The sequence below is a fragment of the Pseudoduganella sp. R-32 genome (assembly GCF_049913245.1).
Classification (GTDB): domain Bacteria; phylum Pseudomonadota; class Gammaproteobacteria; order Burkholderiales; family Burkholderiaceae_D; genus Rugamonas.
This window is the reverse complement of the sequence record NZ_CP183987.1, coordinates 6,610,267-6,632,802: the sequence shown is the minus strand read 5'-3', so window position 1 is coordinate 6,632,802 and position 22,536 is coordinate 6,610,267. Positions and strand designations below refer to the sequence as shown.

Sequence of the window (22,536 nt, the reverse complement as noted above, 5' to 3'; positions counted from 1 at the left end):
GAAAGAACAACCATGAAACACATTGCCCGCAAACGCTTCGGCCAGAACTTCCTGCAGGACGACCGCGTCCTCGGCGACATCATCGATTCCATTGCGCCGGCCGCCGGCGACACCATGGTGGAAATCGGCCCCGGACTGGCCGCCATGACCGACCTGCTGCTCAAGTCCCTGCCGCACATGCACGTGGTGGAACTGGACCGCGACCTGGTGGCGCGCCTGGAAAAGCGCTACCCACGCGAAAAACTGACCATCCACGCCGGCGACGCGCTGAAGTTCGACTTTGGCTACATCCCGGTGCCGGAAGGGAAAAAGCTGCGCGTGGTGGGCAACCTGCCGTACAACATCTCTTCGCCGCTGCTGTTCCACCTGGCCGAATTCGCCCCCATCGTGCAGGACCAGCATTTCATGCTGCAAAAGGAAGTGGTGGAGCGCATGGTGGCCGAACCCGGCACCAAGGCCTACAGCCGGCTGTCGGTGATGCTGCAATGGCGCTACCGCATGGCCCTGCTGTTCATCGTGCCGCCGGACGCCTTCGACCCGCCGCCGAAAGTCGATTCGGCCATCGTGCGCATGATCCCGATCGAGCAGCCGCTGGCCTGCGACCCGGCACGGCTGGAAGCGGTGGTGCAGAAAGCCTTCTCGCAGCGCCGGAAAGTAATCCGCAACTGCGTGGCTGGCATGTTCACGCCGGAGCAGCTGGAAGCGGCCGGCATCAACCCGCAAGACCGCCCGGAAATGGTGCCGGTGGAAGCCTACGTCGCGCTGGCCAACCTGCCTGTCTGATTGAAAGTCGGGGTCAGGTCTGGCAATCCGCCACAAATTTCGCTATGCGAAATTTGTGGCGGATTGCCAGACCTGACCCCGACTTTCATGTGGCGATCAGTTCCAGCACCTGGTCTGCCACGCGCTCCCAGGTGAACGATTTGGCGTACTCGAGGCTGCCGGCGCTGGCGCTGAGCCAGTAGGCGGGCTGCTCGAATTTCTGGATTTCCCGGGTCCAGGCGGCGGCATCGAGGTGGGCGGCGTAGCGCGGGTGTTCCCCGGCCCAGGCCTTGATGCTGTCGAGCCCGTGGGTCAGGACGGGAATCCCGGCTGCCATCGCTTCCAGGATGGTCAGGCCAAAGCTTTCGTGGTCGGTCGGGTGCAGCAGCAGGAAGGCCTGGCGCAGGATGCCGATCACTTCTTCCTGGCGCTTTCTGCCGTGGAAAGTCATGCTTGGCTCGTTGCCGTACTTGGCCAGCAGGCTGTCCAGCAGCGGGCCGTCGCCGACGATGTCGAGGTGGTAGCCTTGCCGGGCCAGGCCGCTTTGCATGAAAAAGTCCGCCAGCCAGTCCACGTTCTTGCTGCCATCCAGGCGGCCGATGTACAGCAGGCGCTTGCCGGCCGGGTAGGCCGGTGGGCTGGGCGGGAAGAAGGCGCCGTCCACGCCCAGCGGCAGCGACTGGATCTCCAGGCCCCATTTCCGTCGGGTCTTTTCCGCTGCGCGGTATCCGAGGTAAAACACGTCCTTGGCCGGCACGCGCTTGAAGAAGCCGCGCAGCGATACGCCCGGCAGGAAATGGCGGCAACGCTGGCGCAGCGCCGGGTAGCGCTTCGACAAGAGGTAGGCATCGGCTTCGTAGAAGGTCACGATGTAGTCGTAGCGCGACAGGTCCATGCCGCTTTGCCCGAGCGAGCGGAAAAAGCTGTAGCTCTCGATCTTGAACGGACTGGTCATGAGCAGCTTGCTGAGCACTCGGTTCAGCTTGCTGTCGCGGGCGATGAACGGCAGGGTAAGCAGCTTGACGCCTTCCAGGTCGACCAGGCGCTTGCGGCCTGCGCCGGGCTCGCCGCTGAGCAGGGTGATCTGCGCCTTGTGCTTGAGGCGCTGGCAGAACTGGCTGACCACCGTTTCGGTGCCGCCAATATAGCCGGCAACGGTGGGGCAAATGAACAGCAGGTGTAGTTTTTCTTGTTTCAAGCGGTGCTTGCCTTCTACTTGGGGACGCTCTCGAAAAGTAGCCGACTATAGCTTACCAGCGGCGCAGCCAGCAAGGCTGACCCGGCGAGGGCAAGGTGGTCGGCGCCGGAACAAAAAAAAGCCCGCTCAGGGAGCGGGCTGAATCCATTTCTGTTAAGAAGTGGAGGAGACAGGTGTAATTATGCTGCGTCGCGGCATATTGTTCCAATTTATTTTTGGAATTCCAGTCATTCCACTTGCTTATATCACGCCGGGTTGCAGACCACTTGCACGTTGTTGCGGGGCTCGTCGCCCATTACGCCGCTACCGTTGAGGACTTCGCACTTCAGGCCGGGCGGCTGGGTCAGGACGCTGATGCCGTAGGCGGTGCCGACCGGGAGCAGGTTGGGCAGGGCGAAGGTGGTGGCGCCCTTGGCGACCACAATGCTCGAACTACCGTTGACCAGCGTCAAGTCGCCAGTGGTCAAGCGTTCCACGGTGCCGGTGACGGCGTAGGCGTTCTGGACGCAACTGATCTGGATGTTGATCGAGGTGGTGTGGCCAGCCGAACCGACATTGGTGCCGCCCAGGAAGTCACAGGTCATGTGCGCCGGCTGCTGCACGATCTCGACCTTGTATTCGGTGCCGTAGCTGATGCTGTTGGGGAAGCTGAAGGTGGTGGCGCCAGCTGGCACTTCGACGGTGTCGCCGGCAGCGGTTTTCAGCTTCAGGCCACTGTTGTTCAGGCCGGAAATGGTGCCGCCAATGGTGAAACTGGCTTTGCCGCCGCAGGCTGCCAGGGCGACGGCCAGCAGGGCCGCGACAAGGAATTTTGCTTTCATCTGGACTCTTTCTTAGTTGCAGGTAACAGTCACGATCAAGTTGAAATTGATATCCTTACTTGGCTCGATTTTGCCGGTACCGTTGCCGTTGGTGCCACCGGCGACCGTGCATTTCTGGCTGGGGTTGGTCGGTTGGTTCAGCACGGTGACCCCATACACGCTGCCGTTGCCGATCGGGGTGGCGAACTGCCAGCTGCCGTTGGCGGCCACGTTCACGGTCTGGGCCCCGTTGGCCAGCACCAGGCCGCTGCCGGCCAGGCCGCTGACCGTGCCGCCCAGCGGGTACGGGTCGGGGGTGCAGGTCACGACGGTCTGGTTGTAGGTGTAGTAGTTGATCTTGCCGGTGTTGTTGGCCAGCTTGCAGCTGACGTTGGCCGGCACGCTCTTGATGCTCACATTGAACTGGGAGTCCGGAGCCATCAGCGTCTTGAAGGAATAACTGCCGTTGCCAGCGGTGGTGATGGTCAGGTCGTCGCCGCCATTGTTCTGCAGCACCAGGTCGCCGCGGTCCAGTCCGAGGACCTGGACTACCAGGGCGATGCTGCCATTGCCCTTGCCGCCGCAGGCGGCCAGTCCGGCGACGCACAGCAGCGCGGCGGCGGCAGACAGATACTTACTCTTCATTCCACTTTCTCCAGTCGGTTGCGCGCGTCGCGCGGTCAAATCGGCGCCTATTTTAGTGCATTTGCACCATCCATAGCCGATTTGGCCAGCTTTTCCCTTGTAACAGCTTGCAACCGCGGCGCGGTACAATGCGCCCATGAAGCCGAAAGCCATCCTGTTCGACCTGGACGACACCCTGTGGCCGATCGCGCCCGTCATCGCTGAAGCGGAGCTGACGCTGCACGCCTGGCTGGCGGCTCATGCGCCCAGGGTGGCGGCGCAATGGTCGATCGATGCCTTGCGCGCGCACCGTGCCGAACTGGCGGCGGCCCAGCCGGAACTGCTGATCGACCTGGGCCAGCTGCGCCGCGCCAGCTTGCACGCGGCCTTTGCCGCGGCCGGCGAGGACGCGGCCCATGTCGAGGGCGCGATGGCGCACTTCTTTGCCGCGCGCAATGCAGTCACGCCGTATGACGATGTACTGCCGGGCTTGCTCAAGCTGCGCCAGCATGTGCAGCTGGGCACGATTTCCAATGGCAATGCCGACCTGGAAGTGATCGGCCTGGCCCACCATTTCGAGGTATCGCTGGCGGCGGCTCGTTTCGGCGCGGCCAAGCCGGCGCCGGACATCTTCCGCGCGGCCTGCCAGGCGCTGGGCGTGGCGCCGCACGATGCGGTGTACGTGGGCGACGACCTGGCGCTGGACGTGGCGGGGGCGCAGGCGGCCGGCTTGCGCGCGGTGTGGATGAACCGGCACGGCGCCGGCCTGCCGGACGGTGCGCCGCAGCCGGACGCGATTTGCGCCACGCTCGATGAATTGCTTGCGTGGCTGGAACAACAGTTGGCAGAATAGGCCTATGCATCTCGATATCCGTGCCCAAACCCTGCTCAAAGCCCTGGTTGAGCGTTACATCGCCGACGGCCAGCCGGTGGGCTCGCGCGCCCTGTCCAAGATCTCCGGGCTGGAGCTGTCGCCGGCCACCATCCGCAACATCATGGCCGACCTGGAAGAGCAGGGCTATGTGGCCAGCCCGCATACTTCGGCGGGACGGGTGCCGACCCCGCGCGGCTACCGCATCTTTGTCGACACCCTGCTGACGGTGCAGCACATCGATGAAAGCGCGGTGCAGGCCAGCCTGCGCGCGGCCTCGCCGCAGCCGCAAAAGCTGATTGCCAATGCGGCCCAGATGCTGTCGTCGCTGACCCAGTTTGCCGGCGTGGTGCTGGCGCCGCGCCACGAGTCGGTGTTCCAGCAGATCGAATTCCTGCGCCTGGGCGAAAAGCGGGTGCTGCTGGTGATTGTTTCACCCGGCGGCGACGTGCAAAACCGCATCCTGCTGACCGACGTCGATTACACGCCGGCCCAGTTGCAGCAGTCGGCCAATTTCATCAACCAGCACTATTCCGGGCTGTCGTTCGAGGACGTGCGCGGGCGCCTGCAGCATGAGCTGCGCCAGTTGCGCGACGATATGGGGCGCCTGATGCAGGCGGCGGTGGAGGCGGGCAGCGAGGCCATGGCCGAATCGGAAGACATGGTGATCGCCGGCGAGCGCAACCTGCTGTCGGTGGCCGACCTGTCCTCGAACATGAGCTCGCTGCGCGCGATGTTCGACCTGTTCGAGCAAAAGACCGGGCTGATGCAGCTATTGGACGTGTCGTCCAAGGCCTCCGGCGTGCAGATCTTCATCGGCGGCGAATCGCAGCTGGTGCCGATGGATGAAATGAGCGTGGTCACCGCGCCCTATGAGGCCAACGGCAAGATCGTGGGGACGCTGGGGGTGATCGGGCCGACCCGCATGGCGTACGAGCGAGTGATCCCGATTGTCGATATCACGTCGCGGCTGCTGTCGAACGCGCTGAGCAACCACTGAAAAATCAATGCTTGTGCGGGCAGTTGACCTTGGTGCAGCTGCCGTAGATGGCCAGCGCGTGTTCGGCGATCTTGAAGCCGCGCTCGGCGGCGATGCTTTGCTGGCGCTTTTCAATCTCTTCGTCGACGAATTCTTCCACCCGGCCGCAATCGAGGCAGACCAGGTGGTCGTGGTGCGAGCCTTCGTTGAGCTCGAAAATCGCCTTGCCGCTTTCGAAATGGTTGCGGTTGAGCAAGCCGGCCTGTTCGAACTGGGTCAGCACGCGGTACACCGTGGCCAGGCCGACGTCCATGTTTTCGGCCAGCAGCAGCTTGTACACGTCTTCCGCCGTCAGGTGGCGCACGGGGCTGCTCTGGAAAATATCGAGGATCTTCAGGCGCGGCAGGGTAGCCTTCAGGCCGGAGGCCTTCAGGTCGGTAGGGCTGTTACTCATGTTTGCTAACGTCAGTTGCGGGAAGTGCTTTATGATATAGCGTTTTAGGCACTTCTGCTCACGGAATTGAGGTATGCATAATATGCGTTTGACCCCGCTGTCTTTGTTGCAACGTAGCACTCCGCTGCTGGCTGCCGCCCTGTTGGCTGCCTGCGCCAGCAAGCCAGCCACCGTGGCCCCGGTGGAAGCCTCGCAGGGGGCCCAGACCACCCAGATCACCAAGACGCAGAAATTCCTGTGGTTCTTCTCGCCCTACCGCCCCGATATCCAGCAGGGCAATTTCGTGTCGAAGGAGATGCTGGCCCAGCTCAAGAACGGCATGACGAAGGACCAGGTCAAGTTCCTGCTCGGCACGCCGCTGATGGCCGATGCCTTCCACGGCAAGCGCTGGGACTACCCGTTCCGCCTGGCCAAGGGCAATGGCGAGCTGACCACCAGCACGGTGGTGGTGTTCTTCGACCAGGAGGACAAGGTGGCCAGCTTCGAGGGCGGCGACCTGCCGACCGAACAGGAATACATCGCGCGCATCGCCGGCCCGATCAAGGAATTCAAGAAGTCCGAGGATGCCAAGGGCAACCTGGCGCCGGGCAAGGCGCCGCTGCCGGGCGGCCAGGAATCGGGCACCAAGCAATAACCGAGGAAACAGCGAGATGACGCAACTGAATATCGCCATCGCCGGCGCCAGCGGCCGCATGGGCCATATGTTGATCGAGGCGGTGCAGAAGGCGCCCGAGGCACGCCTGTCCGGCGCGCTGGACCGCGAAGGCGCGCCGGCCCTGGGCAGCGATGCCGCTGCCTTTACCGGCCAGCCGGCCGGCGTGGCCATCACCGCCGACCTGGCCGCCGGTCTGGCCGGCGCCGACGTGCTGATCGACTTCACCCGCCCGGAAGGGACCCTGGCCCACCTGGCCTACTGCGCCGAGCATGGCGTGAAGATGGTGATCGGCACCACCGGCTTCGATGAAGCGGGCAAGGCGGCCATCGCGGCAGCGGCGCAAAAGACCGCGATCGTGTTCGCGCCGAACATGAGCGTGGGCGTCAACGTGACGCTGAAGCTGCTGGAGTTCGCCGCCAAGCAGTTCGACCTGGGCTACGACATCGAGATCATCGAGGCGCACCACCGCCACAAGGTCGATGCGCCGTCCGGCACCGCGCTGAAAATGGGCGAGGTGATTGCCGATGCGCTGGGGCGCGACCTGAAGGAGTGCGGCGTGTTCGCGCGCGAAGGCGTGACCGGCCCGCGCGATCCGTCCTCGATCGGCTTTGCCACCGTGCGCGGCGGCGACATCATCGGCGACCATACCGTGATGTTTGCCACCGAGGGCGAGCGCATTGAAATCAGCCACAAGTCCTCTTCGCGCCAGCACTACGCCAACGGCTCGCTGCGCGCGGCACAATGGCTGGCCGACAAGAAGACCGGCTTGTACGATATGTACGACGTGCTGGGCCTGAACGGCTGATCGGCTGATGGAGCACTTTACCTTCGCCAGCTACTGGCAGCGCGGCGACGCAATCAGCCATGCCGTGGCCTACCTGCTGCTGGCGATGTCGCTGGCCTCCTGGTTCTTCATCCTGTGGAAGGGCTGGGCTTCGTGGCGCATCCGGCGCGCGGCGCCGGTGGTGCAGGCGTTCTGGGACGCGCCCTCAGTGGCCGATGGCGTGGCGCTGATGGTGGCGCGCGACCAGGAGCGAATCTTTGCGGCTGTGGCGCAGGCCGGGGCGCACCAGCTGGCGCATGCCAAGGGCGGCAGCATCGCCGCCGAAATGGGGCGCTCGGAGCAGGTCACGCGCGTGCTGCGCGATGCGATCCATGTCTCGACCACGCGGCTGGAATCGGGCCTGACCTTGCTGGCGTCGATCGCGTCGACCGCGCCGTTTGTCGGCTTGCTGGGCACCGTGTGGGGCATCTACCATGCGCTGGCGGCGGTGTCGGCGCAGGGCACGGTGCAGATCGACAAGGTGGCCGGTCCGGTGGGCGAGGCGCTGATCATGACCGGCGTCGGCCTGACCGTGGCGATTCCGGCGGTGCTGGCGTATAACGGCTTTAACCGCATCAACCGCATCACGCTGTCCGAGCTCGACGCCTTCGCGCACGACTTGCACGCTTACCTGGCCAGGGATTGAACTGATGGCATTCGGCTCCTTCAACCATCACCGGCAGAAGGAATCCATGGCGGACATTAACGTCACGCCGATGGTGGACGTGATGCTGGTGCTGCTGGTGATCTTCATCATCAGCGCGCCGATGTTTACCAATGCAGTTCAGCTGGAACTGCCCAAGGCGCAGGCCAAGGCGCTGCAGCAGGAGGCCGATACCGTGACCCTGGCCATCGATGCCGCCGGCACGGTTTACTGGAATAACGATGCCTTGCAGCCGGGCGAGCTTGAGGAGCGCCTGGCCGAGGCGGCGGGCTTGCCGCAGCAGCCGGAGTTGCAGCTGCGGGCGGACAAGGATACCCGCTATGAAGTGGTGGCGCAGGTGATGGCGGCGGCGCAGTCGCATGGCCTGACCCGTCTTGGTTTCGTCACCGATCCGAAGGAAAAGAAATAATGGCTGTTGCTACGTTAAACGGGGCCGTAATCGGCGATGAGGCGGCTTTTCATGCTGCCTGCCAGGCGGAACTCGGGTTCCCGTCGGGGTATGGCGCGACGATTGATGCCTGGGTCGATTGCCTGTCCTATCTGCGCGATGAGGACAATATGACGCGCTTCCGGCTCAAGCCCAATGAGGTGCTGGAGATTGTTATTACCGATGCGAGGAAGATGCCGGCGGATTTGCTGGAAGAGATCAGCTATTGCGTCGGCGGGATCAATGAGCGCTATGAGGATTATGGCGAGAAGCCGGCGTTGAAACTGACTTTGCGCTAGAACCGGTAAACCGGTGTCTGATCCGCAGGGTCAGACACCGGGTACGCGGCCGCCGCAGGCCAGGTGTCTGACCCTGCGGGTCAGACATCGAATTACCGGTTTTGCTCGCCGGGCGCCAGCGTCAACACGTCGAAGCCGGTCTCGGTCACCGCCACCATATGCTCCCACTGCGCCGACAGCGACCTGTCGGCCGTGACCACGGTCCAGCCGTCCGGCAGTGCGCGCGTGGCGTGCTTGCCTGCATTGATCATCGGTTCGATGGTAAACACCATGCCCGGCTCCAGCAGCAGCCCGGTGCCCGGGCGGCCGTAATGCAGCACCTGCGGGTCTTCGTGATACACCATGCCGATGCCGTGGCCGCAATAGTCGCGCACCACGCTGTAGCCGGCCGCTTCGGCCAGCTTCTGGATCGCGTGCCCGACGTCGCCCAGGCGGTTGCCCGGCTTGACCGCGCGAATGCCGGCCCACATCGCGTCATACGTCAGTTCGCACAGCTTCTGCGCCGCTTTCGACGGCGTGCCGACGTAGTACATGCGGCTGGTGTCGCCGAACCATTCGTCCTTGATGACGGCCACGTCGATGTTGATGATGTCGCCATCCTTCAGCACCTTCTTCGGGGTCGGGATGCCGTGGCATACCACCTCGTTGACCGAGGTGCAGACGGTGCCGGTGAAGCCGCCGTAGCCGACGTTGGCCGGGATGACTTTCTGGGTGTTGACGATGTAGTCGTTGCACAGCTGGTCCAGCTGGGCGGTCGAGACGCCCGGCTTGACGTGCGGTGCGATGAAGGTCAGCACGTCGGCCGCCAGTTGGCCGGCCACGCGGGCCAGCTCGACCTGGTCGGGCGTCTTGATCAGGATGGATTTGTTATTGCGTTTGCGCATAGGGGGTGCATGGTATCACGCGACCTTGGCCCTGTCGAAATGCGGGTTCTCAATCAGGCCGAGGACATTGCCGAACGGGTCGGCCGGCTCGGCCACCTTGATGCCTTCGCCCACTTCCTGGATTTCTGAGTGAGTGCTTGCTCCCAGTGCGATGATGCGCTGGACTTCTTTGGCAATGTCTTCCACGCCCCAGTAGACCTGGCTGCCGGCCTTGCCGGGTTCGCCGTCCGGCAGCAGGCCCAGCTCGAAGCCGCCAATTTCAAAGCCGACGTAGAAGGGCTGGTCGAAGTAGGGCTCCTTCTGGAATACCTTGCTGTACCAGGCTTTGCCGGCTGCCAGGTCGGGGGTGGGGTAAATCGCGGTGCGCAGGCCTTTGATCATGGTGTTCTCCTCCAGTGGGTGGTTGATGGCCGCATCTTGCCATGCCGGCCGCGGCTGCGATTGGAAAAATGGAAACTAGTCGCGCTTGTTGGCCTGTTCTTTCTGCGCATTTGCCGCACGATAGGCAGCGCGGCGCGCTTCGGCTTCCTGTGCGTAGCGCAGGCGCAGGGCCAGCGTCCATTCGCGCGAGCCGGGCATCTGGATGTAAATGGCATCCCATGCGCTACGCGTTGAGCCCAGCGACACTTGTACGAATTGGTTGGGTGACATGGTCCTGCCTTGGTGGACCAGGTCGTCACCGACGATGACGGCATAGCGGGTCACAGCGTAATTGGAGGTCCTTAGCCGCGTGCCTTCTGGCAGGAACAGTGATTTCCAGCGATAGCCTCGCTGTGAGGCAGGCTTGGCCAACTCGCGCTGGCGTTCCAGCCAGTCCCGAATGGCGAGATCGGCGACGATGGCGGGGGCAACTTCGCTGTGTTCGCCCTGGTATTCCAGGAAGGCGCGCAGCGTGGGCGCGGAAAGCGCTATACAGAGGGTCGGTAACACGTTCGTCTCCTTCGCGAGAACCTTAGATTTTTGCCCTCAATTGGTCTGACCAAAGTTAGATTTTGGTAGATTTTTGAGAGCGCGAAACTTTAGACAAGCGAAACGCCGAAAGTTCCGGAAAAATCTACCGAAATCTCACTTTGGTCAGACCAATTTGGCCCGAAAATCTAAGGTTCTCGCGACAGGGCGCGAAGGCCTACGGATTACCTAAATGGGCGTCTGGCGAGGCGCCGGTGAAGTCCTGGAAATCGCGGATCAGGTGGGATTGGTCGAAATAGCCGCTGTCGAGGGCCAGGGTGGCCCAGTCGTGGCCATGCCGTCCAGGCTCGGCTGCAAGGGCGGCAGTGCGGGCGGCCCGGAAGCGGCAGATGCGGGCGAAGAGTTTGGGCGACAGGCCGACATGGTCGCGGAACTGGTTGGCGAGGTACTGGCGCGAAACGCCCAGCGCCGCTGCCAGCGATTCGACGCGCAAGGCGCCGCCGCTGGCTTCAAGCTGCGCCACGGCATGCAGGGCGAGCACTTGGCCGGCTGGCGCGGCAGCTGCCACGCGCGAGGCAAGGGCGCTGGCGGCGCGGGCGCCGGCCGGGGCAAGCGAAAGGCGGGCGTAAAGCGCTTCCGTCAGCAGCGCCAAGCGTTCCGCATCGCTGCGCGCGACCGACCAAAGCTTGTCGCCGAACCGGTCCGCCGCCGAGCGGCCCCAAAGCTGGTCCAGGCCGGCGCGCTGGTCGATGAGGCTCGCCAGCGGCACCGGCCCCACGAACAGGCTGGCTGCGCCCGGGCGGAAGCGCACCGCTACCGTGCGCACGCGGCGCGCCGCCGGCACATCGAACCACGTGCTCATCATGCCGACGAAGAAGGCATTGCCGCTGTCCTGCCACAGGATATCGGTGCAATTGTCCGGCAAAACGCGGTGCGCGACGGGCAAAAGCGCCGGGTCGGCAGGCGCGGCAGGGGCTTCGGACAGCCACAGGCAGTCGACCAGCCCGGCCAGCCCCGGCGGGGGCGGAAATTCTTGATATCTCATTCTGACGCGCCGCACCAATGCATTGTTATAATGAAGGGTTCATATCCACCAATTTTAGTGCGCTCCATCATGCAAGAAAAATATAGTCCAGCAGAAGTCGAAAAAGCCGCCCAATCGCACTGGAAGGCGATCGACGCCTACAAAGCCGTCGAAAACGACCCGCGTTTCCCAAAAGGCAAGTATTACGCTTGCTCGATGCTGCCTTACCCATCGGGCAAGCTGCACATGGGCCACGTGCGCAACTATACGATCAATGACGTGATGTACCGCTACTTGCGGATGAACGGCTACAACGTGCTGATGCCGATGGGCTGGGACGCCTTCGGCATGCCGGCCGAAAATGCGGCCATGGCCAACAATGTGCCGCCAGCCAAGTGGACCTATTCCAATATCGACCACATGAAAGAGCAGATGCAGTCGATGGGCCTGGCGATCGACTGGTCGCGCGAGATGGCTGCCTGCAAGCCCGAGTACTACAAGTGGAACCAGTGGATGTTCCTGAAGATGCTGGAAAAAGGCATCATCTACCAGAAGACCGGCACCGTGAACTGGGACCCGGTCGACCAGACCGTGCTGGCCAACGAGCAGGTGGTCGACGGCAAGGGCTGGCGTTCGGGCGCGCTGATCGAAAAGCGCGAAATCCCGATGTACTACGTGCGCATCACCGACTATGCCGACGAGCTGCTGGACTACGTCGACAACAAGCTGCCAGGCTGGCCTGAGCGCGTGCGCATCATGCAGTCGAACTGGATCGGCAAGTCGACCGGCGTGCGCTTCGCCTTCCCGCACAACATCGCCGGCGGCGACGGCCAGTTGATCAACGACGGCAAGCTGTTCGTGTTCACCACCCGCCCTGACACCATCATGGGCGTGACCTTCTGCGCCGTGGCCGCCGAGCACCCGTTGGCCGCCCACGCCGCGCAAAACAAGCCGGAACTGCAAGCCTTCATCGCCGAATGCAAGATGGGCTCCGTGATCGAAGCCGACATGGCAACGATGGAGAAGAAGGGCATGCCGACAGGCCTGTTCGTGACCCACCCGATCACCGGCGAGCAGGTGGAAGTCTGGATCGGCAACTACGTCCTGATGACCTACGGCGACGGCGCCGTGATGGGCGTGCCGGCGCACGACGAGCGCGATTTCGCCTTCGCCAAAAAATACAATCTGCCAATCAAGCAGGTGATCGCCGCTGAAGGCCAGTCGTATTCCGACGACGCCTGGCAGGAATGGTACGGCGACAAAGCCGTCTCCGTGGTCACCAACTCCGGCAAATACGACGGCCTGCGCTACAGCGAAGCGCTGGAAGCCATCGCCGCCGACCTGGCCGCCAAGGGCCTGGGCGAGAAGAAGACCACCTTCCGCCTGCGCGACTGGGGCATTTCGCGCCAGCGCTACTGGGGCACCCCGATCCCGATGATCCACTGCGAGTCCTGCGGCTCGGTGCCGGTGCCTGAGAAGGACCTGCCGGTGGTGCTGCCGGAAGACTGCGTGCCGGACGGCACCGGCAACCCGCTGAACAAGCATGAAGCCTTCCTCAAGTGCGACTGCCCGAAATGCGGCAAGCCTGCGCGCCGCGAGACCGACACCATGGACACCTTCGTCGACTCGTGCTGGTACTACATGCGCTATACCTCGCCGGGTTCCGACAAGGCGATGATCGACGCGCGCAACGACTACTGGATGCCGATGGACCAGTACATCGGCGGCATCGAGCACGCCGTGCTGCACCTGCTGTACGCGCGCTTCTGGACCAAGGTGATGCGCGACTTCGGCCTGGTCAAGTTCGACGAGCCGTTCACCAACCTGCTGACGCAAGGCATGGTGCTGAACGAGACCTACTACCGCGAAGAAGCCTCCGGCAAGAAGCACTGGTTCAACCCGGACGACGTGACGCTGACCACCGACGACCGCGGCCGTCCTGTATCGGCTGTGCTGAAGGCCGACGGCCAGCCGGTCAGCCTGGGCGGCATCGAGAAGATGTCCAAGTCCAAGAACAACGGCATCGACCCGCAGGTACAGATCGAGCAGTACGGCGCCGACACCGCGCGCCTGTTCACCATGTTCGCTTCGCCGCCTGAGCAGACCCTGGAATGGTCCGGTTCCGGCGTGGAAGGCGCCAACCGCTACCTGAAGCGCGTGTGGAACTTCGGCTTCGCCCAGCGCGACGCGATCCGCGCCGCCGGTTCGCCGCTGGCTGCCGCTGCCGCCACCGACGACGGCAAGGCGCTGCGCCGCGAAGTGCACAAGGTGCTGCAGCAGGCCGACTACGACATCAAGCGCATCCAGTACAACACCGTGGTGTCGGCCTGCATGAAGATGCTGAATACCCTGGAATCGGCCAAGGGCGTCGAGCCGGCCGTGCTGGCCGAAGGCTACGCCATCTTCCTGCGCCTCTTGAACCCAGTGGCGCCGCACATCACCCACGTGCTGTGGCAGGAAATGGGCTATGGTAAAAACCATGGCGACATCCTGGACGCGCAATGGCCGCAGGTCGACCCGGCCGCGCTGGAGCAGTCCGAAATCGAGCTGATGATCCAGGTGAACGGCAAGCTGCGCGGCAGCGTGAAAGTGCCGAAGGCCGCCGACAAGGCCGCCATCGAAGCCGCCGCGCTGGCCGAGGAAAGCGTGCAGAAATTCCTGGAAGGCGCGCCGAAGAAGGTCATCGTGGTACCGGGCAAATTGGTCAATATCGTGGTGTAAGGCAAAGATGACGACGACTCTGAACTCCCGCGGCGCCCTGCGCCGCTCCATGCTGGCGCTGGCCGCGCTGGGCATGGCTGCCGTGGCCACCGGCTGCGGCTTCCACCTGCGCGGCGCCGGCGGCACGTACACGCTGCCGTTCAACGCCATGTATGTGGGCTTGCCGGAGTCGTCGCCGCTGGCGATTGAGCTCAAGCGCAATATCCGCGTCAACGGCCACACCACCGTGGTGTCGAGCAAGGCCGAGGCGGACGGCGTGATCGAAGTGCTGACCAATCCGGAAAAAACCCGCACCAAGTCGATCCTGTCCTTGAACAGCAATGGCCGTGTGCGCGAATACCTGCTCAGCTATAACATCCTGTTCCGCGTGACCGACAAGGCCGGCAACGAACTGCTGGCGCCGACCAATATCGTGCTGGGCCGCCCGATCACCTTCAGCGAAACCCAGCTGCTGGCGAAAGAGCAGGAAGAAGCCTTGCTGTACAAGGACATGCAGGCCGACCTGGTGCAGCAGATGATGCGACGCATGGCCGCCATCAAGCTCGGCAGCCCGGCGCCGGCGCCCACCCCGTCCGGCGTGCTGCCGGGCGTGCTGTCGGCGCCCGACGTCACCGCCCCTACCGCGCCGGCCGCGCCGCCGGTCCGCTAAAGGCGCGCCATGCAGTTGCGCGCCGACGCCCTCGACCAGCACGTCGCCAGGACGCTGGCCCCGCTGTACGTGATCACCAGCGACGAGCACTTGCTGGCGCTGGAAGCGGCCGACAAGATCCGCCGCGCCGCGCGCGCGCAAGGGTATTCCGAGCGCGACGTGCTGACCGTCGAGCGCAATTTCAAGTGGGGCGAGCTGTTGGCCGCCAACCAGGCCATGAGCCTGTTTGGCGACAAGAAGCTGATCGAACTGCGCATCCCGACCGGCAAGCCGGGCAAGGACGGCGGCGCCGCCCTGCAGGCTTACGCGAAAGACTTGTCGCCCGACAACCTCACGCTGATCACCCTGCCCAAGCTGGACTGGCAGACGCAGAAGGCGGCGTGGGTGGCGGCCTTGCAGCAGGCCGCCGTGTACATCGACATCCCGAACATCGAGCGCAATGCGCTGCCGGGATGGATTGCGAACCGCCTTGCCGCACAAGGGCAGAGCGCGGAGCGCGCCAGCCTGGACTTCATCGCCGACCGCGTTGAAGGCAACCTGCTGGCGGCACACCAGGAAATCCAGAAACTCGGTTTGCTGCACGAGCCGGGCAAGCTGGCCCACGAGCAGGTGCAGGACGCCGTGCTCAATGTGGCGCGCTACGACGTGTTCAAGCTGTCCGAAGCCATGCTCTCCGGCGACACCGCGCGCCTGATCCGCATGCTGGAAGGCCTGAAAGGCGAAGGCGAAGCGCTGCCGCTGGTGTTGTGGGCCGTCTCCGAAGAAATCCGCACGCTGCTAAAATTAAAGGCAGGCATGGCCCAGGGCCGTCCGCTGCCGGCGCTCCTGAAGGAATACCGCATCTGGGGCCCGCGCGAACGGCTGATGGAGCCGGCGCTGCGCCGCATCTCGCTGCCCACGCTGGAGGCGGCGATGCAGCAGGCCGCCCAGGTCGACCGCATGGTCAAGGGCCTGCGCGCCAAGGCGTTCGCCGGCGACCAGTGGGATGCCATGCTGCAATTGGCTTTGCGCGTCGCAAGAGGATAACGAATTAGGATGAATGCGATGGACATCAAGCAGTACATGCAAGATATCGGGCGCCGCGCCCGCGCCGCCTCGCGCGGCATGGCGCGCGCCGACAGCGCCACGCGCAACCGCGCGTTGCAACTGATCGCCGAGGCCATCGAGCGCGAGGCGCCGGCCCTGCGCGCCGCCAACGAGCAGGACCTGGCCGCCGCGCGCGCCGCTGGCCTGGCGCCGGCCATGCTGGACCGCCTGGCGCTGAGCGACAAGGCCATTGCCACCATGGTGGAAGGCCTGCGCCAGATCGTCTCGCTGCCCGACCCGGTGGGCGAAATCTCGAACGTGAAAATCCGCCCGTCCGGCATCCAGGTGGGCCAGATGCGCGTGCCGCTGGGCGTGATCGGCATCATCTACGAAGCGCGTCCCAACGTGACGGTGGACGCGGCCGGCCTGTGCATCAAGAGCGGCAACGCCACCATCCTGCGCGGCGGCTCGGAAGCGATCCACTGCAACCGCGCCCTGGCCAAGCTGGTCGCCGAAGGCCTGCAAGGCGCCGGCCTGCCCGCTGACGGAGTGCAGGTGGTCGACACCACCGACCGCGCCGCCGTCGGCGCCCTGATCACCATGCCGCAGTACGTCGACGTCATCGTGCCGCGCGGCGGCAAGGGCCTGATCGCGCGCCTGATGGAAGAAGCCACGGTGCCGATGATCAAGCACCTGGACGGCATCTGCCACGTCTACATCGACGCCAGGGCCGACATGGCCAAGGCGCTCGACATCGGCTTCAACGCGAAATGCCACCGCTACGGCACCTGCAACACGATGGAAACGCTGCTGGTGGCGCGCGCCATCGCCGCCGAGGTGCTGCCGCAGCTGGCCGCGCGCTACGCCACCGAGCAGGTCGAGCTGCGCGCCGACGCGGAAAGCCACGCCATCCTGGCCGCTGCCGGCTACCCGCGCCTGGCGCACGCCAGCGAAGAAGACTGGGCCACCGAATACCTGGCGCCGATCCTGGCGGTGCGCGTGGTGGACGGGCTGGACGCCGCCATCGAGCATTGCAACACCTGGTCCTCCAAGCACACCGAAGCCATCGTCACCGAGGACTACTCGGCCGCGATGCGCTTCCTGCGTGAAGTCGATTCCTCGTCGGTGATGATCAACGCCTCGACCCGTTTTGCCGACGGCTTCGAATACGGCCTGGGCGCCGAGATCGGCATTTCCAACGACAAGCTGCACGCGCGCGGCCCGGTCGGCCTGGAAGGCCTGACTTCCCTCAAATACGTGGTGTTCGGCCACGGCGAAACTAGAAAATAAATATGCTCTGGATCAAAGCGCTGCATATCGTCTTCATCGTGTCCTGGATGTCCGGGCTGTTCTACCTGCCGCGCATTTTCGTCAACCTGGCGATGGAAACGCCGGGCCCGGCATCCGAACGCCTGCTGACGATGGCGCGCAAGCTGTACCGCTTCACCACCATGCTGGCGCTGCCGGCGGTGGTGTTCGGCATCTGGCTGGTGGTGCTGCAGTACGGCGCGAAGATGCCGGGCTGGCTGCACGCCAAGTTGTTCTTCGTGTTCCTGCTGCTGGGCTACCACCACGCCTGCGGCGCGCTGCTGAAGAAGTTTGAACGCGGCGCCAATGTGCGCGGCCATGTGTTTTACCGGTGGTTCAATGAAGTGCCGGTGCTGATGCTCTTGGCGATTGTCATCCTGGTGGTCGTCAAGCCTTTCTAAAACCGGCAAACCGGTGTCTGACCCGCAGGGTCAGACACCAGGCCCGGGACAGCCGCGTAACGGTGTCTGACCCTGCGGGTCAGACACCGATGTACCGGTTTTGATTTTTACAACGGATAAAGGGTCCCCCAACATGCCATCCTATTTCTGCCCATGCCCGCGCGGCCTGGAAGCCGCCTTGGCGGAAGAACTGACCGAAATCGCGGCCATGAGCCCGACCATGAAGGTCCACAACCAGGTCCCCGGCGGCGTACACGCCTCCGGCGACCTGTACGACGCCTACCGCATCAACCTGCACTCGCGCATCGCCTCGCGCGTCCTGATGCGCATGGGCGTGTGCCACTACCAGAACGAAAACGACATCTACGACCTGGTGCTGGGCCAGCCGTGGGAAGAATGGTTCGGCATCCACCACACCATCCGCGTCGACGTCACCGCCATCAAGTCGCCGCTGAAGTCGCTGGAATTCACCACGCTGAAGATCAAGGACGCCGTGTGCGACCGCTTCCGCGACATGTACGGCAAGCGCCCCTCGGTCAACACGCGCGAGCCCGACATGCGCATCTTCGGCTTCCTCGACCAGCGCCAGTTCATGGTCTACCTCGACACCTCCGGCGAAGCGCTGTTCAAGCGCGGCTGGCGCACCGAGACCGGCGACGCCCCGCTGCGCGAAAACCTGGCCGCCGGCCTGCTGCGCGTGTCCGGCTGGAAGCCGGGCGTGCCGCTGTTCGACCCGATGTGCGGCTCCGGCACCATCCTGTGCGAAGCCGCCCAGATGGTGCAAGGGATCCCGCCCGGCGCCCGCCGCCGCTTCGCCTTCGAAAAATTCCACGACTTCGACCCCGAGCCGTGGCAGAAGATGAAGACCGACTTCAAGCCCAACCCGCTGCCGGCCGAACCGACCATTTTCGGCTCCGACATTTCCGGCGACATGGTGGCGATGGCGCGCCACAACCTGAAGAGCGCCGGCATCCTGTTCGACGTGCCGCTCAAGCAGATCGAAGCGCAGCAGGTGCAGGCACCGACCAAGGAGCCCGGCATCCTCTTGACCAACCCGCCGTACGGCGAGCGGATCGGCGTGCGCGGCGACGCCAGCCTGGAAGAAGACGAGCTGGCGAAAAGCTTCTACAGCGCGTTTTCCACCACCCTCAAGCAGCGCTTCTCCGGCTGGACCGCCTACCTGTTCACCGCCGACCTGGGCCTGCCGAAGATGCTGCGCCTGAAAGAATCGCGCAAGACGCCGTTCTTCAACGGCGCGCTGGAATGCCGCCTGTTCCGCTTCGACATGGTGGCCGGCTTCAACCGCAAGCCGGCTAGCGAGTAAAAAGTCGGGGTCAGGTCTGGCAATCGGACACGGGCTCGGCTGCTTAAGTCGGGGTCAGGTCTGACAAACGAACATTTTGCGGGTACAGTGTGGGGCTTGGCGGCCCGAGCCCCGGGCCGCAATATGTCCGTTTGACAGACCTGACCCCTTGCATACGCCGCCGACCGACGAAACGTCTTTTATTCCCGAGCCGGAGGCGCCGCAGCGTAAGCCGCTGGGACCGGGCGCGCTGGCAGCGGTGCTGGCCAGCCTGTCGATGCTGGGCCCGTTCTCGATTGACGCCTATCTTCCCGCCTTCCCCAACATCCAGGCCACGCTGCATGCGACGCCGATCGAAGTCCAGCAATCGCTGACGGCTTACATGCTGGCCTTTGCCGGCATGGTGCTGTGGCATGGCGCGCTGTCGGACGCGTTCGGGCGCCGCAACGTGATCCTGGTGTCGCTGGTGGCCTTCCTGCTCGGCACCGTGGGCTGCGCCGCCGCCCACTCGGTGCAGTACCTGTGGTTCTTCCGCGTGCTGCAGGGCGTGTCGGCCGGCGCCGGGGTGGTGGTCGGCCGCGCCATCATCCGCGACCTGTACGCCGATGCCGCCGCCGCGCGCCTGCTGTCGCTGGTGACCATGATCTTCTCCATCGCGCCGGCCGTGGCGCCGGTGCTGGGCGGCTTCATCGTCAAATATTCGGACTGGCGCACCATCTTCCTGGCGCTGGCCGGCTACACGGTGCTGCTGTTCATCGTCTGCTACCGGCGCCTGCCCGACACCCTGCCGCGCGACAAGCGGCAGCCGTTCAACCCGCGCTACCTGTGGCGCAACTACAAGTCCATCCTGGCTTCGCCGCTATTCCATTTGAAGTCCGGGGTGGTGGCGTTCAACTTCGCCGGCCTGTTCCTGTACATCACGGCCGCACCGGTGGCGCTGCCGGCCCACCTGCACCTGGGCCCGGAGCAGTTTGCCTGGCTGTTCGTGCCAGCCGTATCCGGCATCTTCCTCGGCGCGCTGGCGGCCAACCGTATCGCAGGCAAGACCAGCTTCGCGCGCCAGATCGGCATGGGCTTCTGCTTCCTGATCACGGCCGCCACCGTCAACGTCGGCTACCACCTGCTGGCCGGGCCGGCGCTGCCGTGGAGCGTGCTGCCGCTGTTCTTCTACACCTTTGGCATGTCGATGGCGGCGCCGGCCGCCACCCTGCTGGCGCTCGACCTGTTCCCCCACATCCGTGGCACGGTGGCCTCGGTGCAATCGTTCGCCACCACCCTGCTGGGGGCGCTGGTGGCCGGTGTGCTGGCGCCGCTGGCTTCGCATTCCTTCCTGTGGCTGGCCGGCGGCCAGCTGGCGCTGACGCTGACGGCACTCGGTCTGTGGTTGACGGCGCGCGCACTCCGGCGCAAGATAGTGCCTATTTGAAAATATTGTTGGTACAAAGTAAATGACTACCAATAGTGTAGTTCTTGCTACACAAATGCATTTTATTGCCGTCAGAAATTTGTATTGCCGCCAAGTTATAGTATATTTATGCCAATTTGCGTAGTGGATTGCAAGCCGGAATACAGCCGCTAAGACCCCATGCAACATCCCGACCAAGACATCCGCAATCGCTTGCTGATCGCGCGGCTGCCCGCCATGCCGCAGATCCTGATCAAGCTGATTGAACTCCTGCAAGCCGACGATGCCGGCATGCCGGAGCTGGCCGCGCTGATCGCCAAGGATGCCGGGATGGCCAGCAAGATCCTGGCCGTGGCCAACAGCTCGGCCTACCAGCGCCACCAGCGCACGGTGGGCCTGGAGCAGGCCCTGGTCTCGCTGGGCACCGACACCATCAAGACGCTGGTGATTTCCGAATCGGTGTTCCAGACCTTCAACAGTTTCCCGCACAGCGGCAGCACCGACTTGCGCGCCTTCTGGAAAGGCTCGCTGACCACGGCCGTCATCGCGCGCGATATCGCGCGCGCGCTCGACTACCCGCACGTGGAGGAAGCCTACCTGGCCGGCCTGCTGCACAATGTCGGCCGCCTGGCACTGCTGGCCACCGCGCCCAAGGAATACGCCTACAACTTCACCGCGCGCGATGACGAGGACTTGTGCGCGGTGGAACTGCGCACGCTGGAAATCACCCACGCCGAAGCCGGCGCCTGGCTGATCGAGCGCTGGAACCTCGACTCCTTCCTGGCCGATTCCGTGCTGTACCACCACGAGCCGGTGCTGCGCCTGGAAGCGGCGCATCCCCTGATCCGCATCGTGCGCCTGGCGCACCAGTTGTGCTACCACGCCGACGCGTCGCAGGGCGCCGCCGACGCGGCCGCCCTGTGCGGCATCGAGGAAGACAAGCTGGACGCCTTCGTCAAGTCGGCCGCGCGGCAAGTGGCGCGCGCCGCCGAAGCGCTGGGCATCGACCTGGCCGGCGCCGACGACGTGCCGGCGCCGCCCGCCGCGCCGCCCGCGCCGGTCGACCCGGTGCAGGCGCGCCTGTCGGAAGAAGTGCGCAACATGGTGCTGGTGCAGGAAATGGGCCAGAGCTTCGCGCGCCAGCAGGGCGAGGCCGGCATGCTGGACGCGATGACGCGCTCGGCGCGCATCCTGTTTGACCTGGAGACCACGGTGATGCTGCTGGAAAGCCCGACCGGCCACGCGCTGCAGGGCGCCGGCAGCGGCGAAGCGCAGCAGCGCCTGGCCGAGTTTGCCGTGCCGCTCAACAAGCCAGGCTTGCTGTCCGATGCCGCCAACGGCCGCCAGCTGGCGTTTGCCGCCCGTATTGGCAGTGGCAGGGGCGCCGGCGCCGGCCTGGGCATCGCGGAAGAACAGCTGTTCCGCATCATCGGCAGCGAAGCGCTGGTGTGCCTGCCGCTGGTGGCCGGCCAGCGCTGTCTGGGCATGATCGTCGGCGGCCTGCCGGCCTGGCATTTGCCGCTGCTGCAAAAGAAGGAGCGCTTCCTGCAAGCCTTCGGCAGCCAGGCGGCCAATGCGCTGGAAACGGCCCTGTCCGAACGCGGCCACGTCCGCCGCCAGGTGGCGCACGTGGCCGAGGAATACAAGGAGGCGTCACGGCGCGTGGTGCACGAGGTGAACAACCCGCTGTCGATCATCAAGAACTACCTGTCGGTGCTGGACGCCAAGCTGGCGCGGCGCGAGCCGGTGGTGTCCGAGATGTCGATCCTGAACGAGGAGATCGACCGCGTCGGCCACCTGATCAACGGCCTGGCCGACCTGCAGCCCTCCGATGGCGGCTGCGTCGCCAATGTGGCGCGCGTGGTGGAAGACGTGCTGCGCCTGTTCCGCGCCACCGACTTCCTGCCCGCCTCGGTGCAGGTGATCACGCGCATGCAGGACGGCCCGCAGGAAGTCGACGGCGACGCCGACCTGCTCAAGCAGATCCTGGTCAACCTGGTCAAGAACGCGATCGAGGCCCAGCCCAACGGCGGCCGCATCGAGCTGGCCAACCGCGGCCTGGTCAACCGCGAACGCCGCCTCTACGTCGAGCTGGTGGTGGCCGACGCCGGCCCGGGCCTGGCGCAGGACGTGCTGGCCAACCTGTTTACCGCAGTGAAGAGCAGCAAGGAAGGCAAGCATCACGGCCTGGGCCTGTCGATCGTGCACAACCTGGTCAAGAAGATGAACGGCATGATCAGTTGCCGCAGCGGCGCCAACGGCACCTCGTTTGAACTCCTGCTGCCGGCCCGCGGCAGCACCAGCCAGCTCGCCCCGGTGCAGGCGCGCGGCGCGGTGGATTCCGTATAAG

Annotated in this window: 24 protein-coding genes; 16 read left to right on the top strand and 8 right to left on the bottom strand. The window is 64.6% G+C overall.

The features are described from left to right. The first annotated feature begins 12 nt into the window (after positions 1–12). Positions 13–783 (top strand): 16S rRNA (adenine(1518)-N(6)/adenine(1519)-N(6))-dimethyltransferase RsmA, encoded by a 771-nt coding sequence (gene rsmA / locus ACN9MU_RS30350; protein ID WP_426165779.1) that lies wholly within the window; start codon positions 13–15, stop codon positions 781–783. A gap of 85 nt (positions 784–868) precedes the next feature. Here rsmA and ACN9MU_RS30345 read toward each other — a convergent pair whose 3' ends face one another. The 3 genes from ACN9MU_RS30345 to ACN9MU_RS30335 form a co-directional block, all read right to left on the bottom strand. Then, complete coding sequence (locus ACN9MU_RS30345) at positions 869–1,960, bottom strand: glycosyltransferase family 4 protein (RefSeq protein WP_426165777.1); 1,092 nt, start codon at positions 1,958–1,960, stop codon at positions 869–871. 245 nt (positions 1,961–2,205) lie between these two features. Continuing rightward, positions 2,206–2,781 (bottom strand): hypothetical protein, encoded by a 576-nt coding sequence (locus tag ACN9MU_RS30340; RefSeq protein ID WP_426165775.1) that lies wholly within the window; start codon positions 2,779–2,781, stop codon positions 2,206–2,208. A gap of 12 nt (positions 2,782–2,793) precedes the next feature. Then, the gene (locus ACN9MU_RS30335) at positions 2,794–3,405 is read right to left on the bottom strand and encodes a hypothetical protein (protein ID WP_426165773.1); all 612 of its coding nucleotides are present in this window, start codon (positions 3,403–3,405) and stop codon (positions 2,794–2,796) included. Between the two features lie 136 nt (positions 3,406–3,541). Between ACN9MU_RS30335 and ACN9MU_RS30330 the strand changes: the two genes are divergently transcribed. Both ACN9MU_RS30330 and hrcA read left to right on the top strand, forming a co-directional pair. Further along, positions 3,542–4,237: an HAD family hydrolase gene (locus tag ACN9MU_RS30330; RefSeq protein WP_426165771.1), complete on the top strand. Its 696-nt coding sequence runs from the start codon at positions 3,542–3,544 to the stop codon at positions 4,235–4,237. Between the two features lie 4 nt (positions 4,238–4,241). Further along, positions 4,242–5,255, top strand: a complete 1,014-nt coding sequence (gene hrcA / locus ACN9MU_RS30325) for a heat-inducible transcriptional repressor HrcA (protein ID WP_426165769.1) — start codon at positions 4,242–4,244, stop codon at positions 5,253–5,255. Between the two features lie 4 nt (positions 5,256–5,259). Here hrcA and fur read toward each other — a convergent pair whose 3' ends face one another. Beyond that, on the bottom strand, positions 5,260–5,688 hold the full coding sequence (gene fur / locus ACN9MU_RS30320) for a ferric iron uptake transcriptional regulator (RefSeq protein WP_090439976.1): 429 nt from the start codon (positions 5,686–5,688) through the stop codon (positions 5,260–5,262). Positions 5,689–5,794: 106 nt separating this feature from the next. On the opposite strand from fur, the gene ACN9MU_RS30315 reads away from it, so the two are divergent. The 5 genes from ACN9MU_RS30315 to ACN9MU_RS30295 are packed head-to-tail and all read left to right on the top strand — an operon-like array spanning position 5,795 to position 8,556. Then, the gene (locus ACN9MU_RS30315; RefSeq protein ID WP_426343877.1) at positions 5,795–6,322 is read left to right on the top strand and encodes an outer membrane protein assembly factor BamE; all 528 of its coding nucleotides are present in this window, start codon (positions 5,795–5,797) and stop codon (positions 6,320–6,322) included. 16 nt (positions 6,323–6,338) lie between these two features. After that, entirely contained in the window at positions 6,339–7,148 is an 810-nt protein-coding gene (gene dapB, locus ACN9MU_RS30310; protein WP_426165764.1) for a 4-hydroxy-tetrahydrodipicolinate reductase, read from the top strand. Positions 7,149–7,155: 7 nt separating this feature from the next. Beyond that, the gene (locus ACN9MU_RS30305; RefSeq protein WP_426165762.1) at positions 7,156–7,812 is read left to right on the top strand and encodes a MotA/TolQ/ExbB proton channel family protein; all 657 of its coding nucleotides are present in this window, start codon (positions 7,156–7,158) and stop codon (positions 7,810–7,812) included. A 4-nt stretch (positions 7,813–7,816) separates the two neighbouring features. Continuing rightward, complete coding sequence (locus ACN9MU_RS30300) at positions 7,817–8,239, top strand: ExbD/TolR family protein (RefSeq protein ID WP_426165760.1); 423 nt, start codon at positions 7,817–7,819, stop codon at positions 8,237–8,239. Further along, complete coding sequence (locus tag ACN9MU_RS30295) at positions 8,239–8,556, top strand: barstar family protein (RefSeq protein WP_426319535.1); 318 nt, start codon at positions 8,239–8,241, stop codon at positions 8,554–8,556. The genes ACN9MU_RS30300 and ACN9MU_RS30295 overlap by 1 nt, the downstream gene beginning before the upstream one ends. Positions 8,557–8,648: 92 nt before the next feature. Here the strand turns inward: ACN9MU_RS30295 and map are convergent, their stop codons facing one another. From map to ACN9MU_RS30275, 4 genes are all read right to left on the bottom strand, one after another. After that, positions 8,649–9,440, bottom strand: a complete 792-nt coding sequence (gene map, locus ACN9MU_RS30290) for a type I methionyl aminopeptidase (RefSeq protein WP_426343876.1) — start codon at positions 9,438–9,440, stop codon at positions 8,649–8,651. A gap of 15 nt (positions 9,441–9,455) precedes the next feature. Beyond that, positions 9,456–9,821 (bottom strand): VOC family protein, encoded by a 366-nt coding sequence (locus tag ACN9MU_RS30285; RefSeq protein WP_426343875.1) that lies wholly within the window; start codon positions 9,819–9,821, stop codon positions 9,456–9,458. A gap of 75 nt (positions 9,822–9,896) precedes the next feature. Next, entirely contained in the window at positions 9,897–10,370 is a 474-nt protein-coding gene (locus ACN9MU_RS30280; protein ID WP_426319532.1) for a hypothetical protein, read from the bottom strand. Positions 10,371–10,566: 196 nt separating this feature from the next. Then, positions 10,567–11,394: an AraC family transcriptional regulator gene (locus ACN9MU_RS30275; RefSeq protein ID WP_426343874.1), complete on the bottom strand. Its 828-nt coding sequence runs from the start codon at positions 11,392–11,394 to the stop codon at positions 10,567–10,569. Positions 11,395–11,463: 69 nt separating this feature from the next. Here ACN9MU_RS30275 and leuS point away from each other — a divergent pair, with 69 nt between their 5' ends. The 8 genes from leuS (at position 11,464) to ACN9MU_RS30235 (ending at position 22,535) form a co-directional block, all read left to right on the top strand. Then, positions 11,464–14,094, top strand: a complete 2,631-nt coding sequence (leuS, locus tag ACN9MU_RS30270; protein ID WP_426165748.1) for a leucine--tRNA ligase — start codon at positions 11,464–11,466, stop codon at positions 14,092–14,094. A 7-nt stretch (positions 14,095–14,101) separates the two neighbouring features. Further along, positions 14,102–14,743 carry an LPS assembly lipoprotein LptE gene (lptE, locus tag ACN9MU_RS30265; RefSeq protein WP_426165746.1) on the top strand — a complete coding sequence of 214 codons (642 nt, stop codon included), beginning with the start codon at positions 14,102–14,104 and terminating at the stop codon, positions 14,741–14,743. Positions 14,744–14,752: 9 nt separating this feature from the next. Further along, positions 14,753–15,769 (top strand): DNA polymerase III subunit delta, encoded by a 1,017-nt coding sequence (gene holA, locus ACN9MU_RS30260; RefSeq protein ID WP_426336553.1) that lies wholly within the window; start codon positions 14,753–14,755, stop codon positions 15,767–15,769. Between the two features lie 18 nt (positions 15,770–15,787). Next, a complete protein-coding gene (locus tag ACN9MU_RS30255) occupies positions 15,788–17,059 on the top strand; it encodes a glutamate-5-semialdehyde dehydrogenase (protein WP_426343873.1) in 1,272 nt (423 codons plus the stop codon). Positions 17,060–17,061: 2 nt separating this feature from the next. Further along, a complete protein-coding gene (locus ACN9MU_RS30250) occupies positions 17,062–17,478 on the top strand; it encodes a CopD family protein (protein ID WP_426165740.1) in 417 nt (138 codons plus the stop codon). A 133-nt stretch (positions 17,479–17,611) separates the two neighbouring features. Then, the gene (locus ACN9MU_RS30245) at positions 17,612–18,802 is read left to right on the top strand and encodes a THUMP domain-containing class I SAM-dependent RNA methyltransferase (RefSeq protein ID WP_426165738.1); all 1,191 of its coding nucleotides are present in this window, start codon (positions 17,612–17,614) and stop codon (positions 18,800–18,802) included. A gap of 181 nt (positions 18,803–18,983) precedes the next feature. Further along, positions 18,984–20,207: a multidrug effflux MFS transporter gene (locus tag ACN9MU_RS30240; protein ID WP_426344909.1), complete on the top strand. Its 1,224-nt coding sequence runs from the start codon at positions 18,984–18,986 to the stop codon at positions 20,205–20,207. 159 nt (positions 20,208–20,366) lie between these two features. Beyond that, on the top strand, positions 20,367–22,535 hold the full coding sequence (locus tag ACN9MU_RS30235; protein ID WP_426165736.1) for an HDOD domain-containing protein: 2,169 nt from the start codon (positions 20,367–20,369) through the stop codon (positions 22,533–22,535). Position 22,536: the final 1 nt, after the last annotated feature.

Excerpts from the sequence above, each read along its gene's own strand:
- ACN9MU_RS30285 (WP_426343875.1), bottom strand. The coding sequence starts at position 9,821 with ATGATCAAAGGCCTGCGCACCGCGATTTACCCCACCCCCGACCTGGCA.
- ACN9MU_RS30275 (WP_426343874.1), bottom strand. The coding sequence starts at position 11,394 with ATGAGATATCAAGAATTTCCGCCCCCGCCGGGGCTGGCCGGGCTGGTC.
- rsmA (WP_426165779.1), top strand. The coding sequence starts at position 13 with ATGAAACACATTGCCCGCAAACGCTTCGGCCAGAACTTCCTGCAGGAC.
- ACN9MU_RS30295 (WP_426319535.1), top strand. The coding sequence starts at position 8,239 with ATGGCTGTTGCTACGTTAAACGGGGCCGTAATCGGCGATGAGGCGGCT.
- ACN9MU_RS30245 (WP_426165738.1), top strand. The coding sequence starts at position 17,612 with ATGCCATCCTATTTCTGCCCATGCCCGCGCGGCCTGGAAGCCGCCTTG.
- ACN9MU_RS30335 (WP_426165773.1), bottom strand. The coding sequence starts at position 3,405 with ATGAAGAGTAAGTATCTGTCTGCCGCCGCCGCGCTGCTGTGCGTCGCC.
- ACN9MU_RS30300 (WP_426165760.1), top strand. The coding sequence starts at position 7,817 with ATGGCATTCGGCTCCTTCAACCATCACCGGCAGAAGGAATCCATGGCG.
- ACN9MU_RS30250 (WP_426165740.1), top strand. The coding sequence starts at position 17,062 with ATGCTCTGGATCAAAGCGCTGCATATCGTCTTCATCGTGTCCTGGATG.
- hrcA (WP_426165769.1), top strand. The coding sequence starts at position 4,242 with ATGCATCTCGATATCCGTGCCCAAACCCTGCTCAAAGCCCTGGTTGAG.
- ACN9MU_RS30340 (WP_426165775.1), bottom strand. The coding sequence starts at position 2,781 with ATGAAAGCAAAATTCCTTGTCGCGGCCCTGCTGGCCGTCGCCCTGGCA.
- ACN9MU_RS30255 (WP_426343873.1), top strand. The coding sequence starts at position 15,788 with ATGGACATCAAGCAGTACATGCAAGATATCGGGCGCCGCGCCCGCGCC.
- dapB (WP_426165764.1), top strand. The coding sequence starts at position 6,339 with ATGACGCAACTGAATATCGCCATCGCCGGCGCCAGCGGCCGCATGGGC.
- lptE (WP_426165746.1), top strand. The coding sequence starts at position 14,102 with ATGACGACGACTCTGAACTCCCGCGGCGCCCTGCGCCGCTCCATGCTG.
- ACN9MU_RS30235 (WP_426165736.1), top strand. The coding sequence starts at position 20,367 with ATGCAACATCCCGACCAAGACATCCGCAATCGCTTGCTGATCGCGCGG.
- ACN9MU_RS30305 (WP_426165762.1), top strand. The coding sequence starts at position 7,156 with ATGGAGCACTTTACCTTCGCCAGCTACTGGCAGCGCGGCGACGCAATC.
- fur (WP_090439976.1), bottom strand. The coding sequence starts at position 5,688 with ATGAGTAACAGCCCTACCGACCTGAAGGCCTCCGGCCTGAAGGCTACC.
- map (WP_426343876.1), bottom strand. The coding sequence starts at position 9,440 with ATGCGCAAACGCAATAACAAATCCATCCTGATCAAGACGCCCGACCAG.
- ACN9MU_RS30330 (WP_426165771.1), top strand. The coding sequence starts at position 3,542 with ATGAAGCCGAAAGCCATCCTGTTCGACCTGGACGACACCCTGTGGCCG.
- holA (WP_426336553.1), top strand. The coding sequence starts at position 14,753 with ATGCAGTTGCGCGCCGACGCCCTCGACCAGCACGTCGCCAGGACGCTG.
- leuS (WP_426165748.1), top strand. The coding sequence starts at position 11,464 with ATGCAAGAAAAATATAGTCCAGCAGAAGTCGAAAAAGCCGCCCAATCG.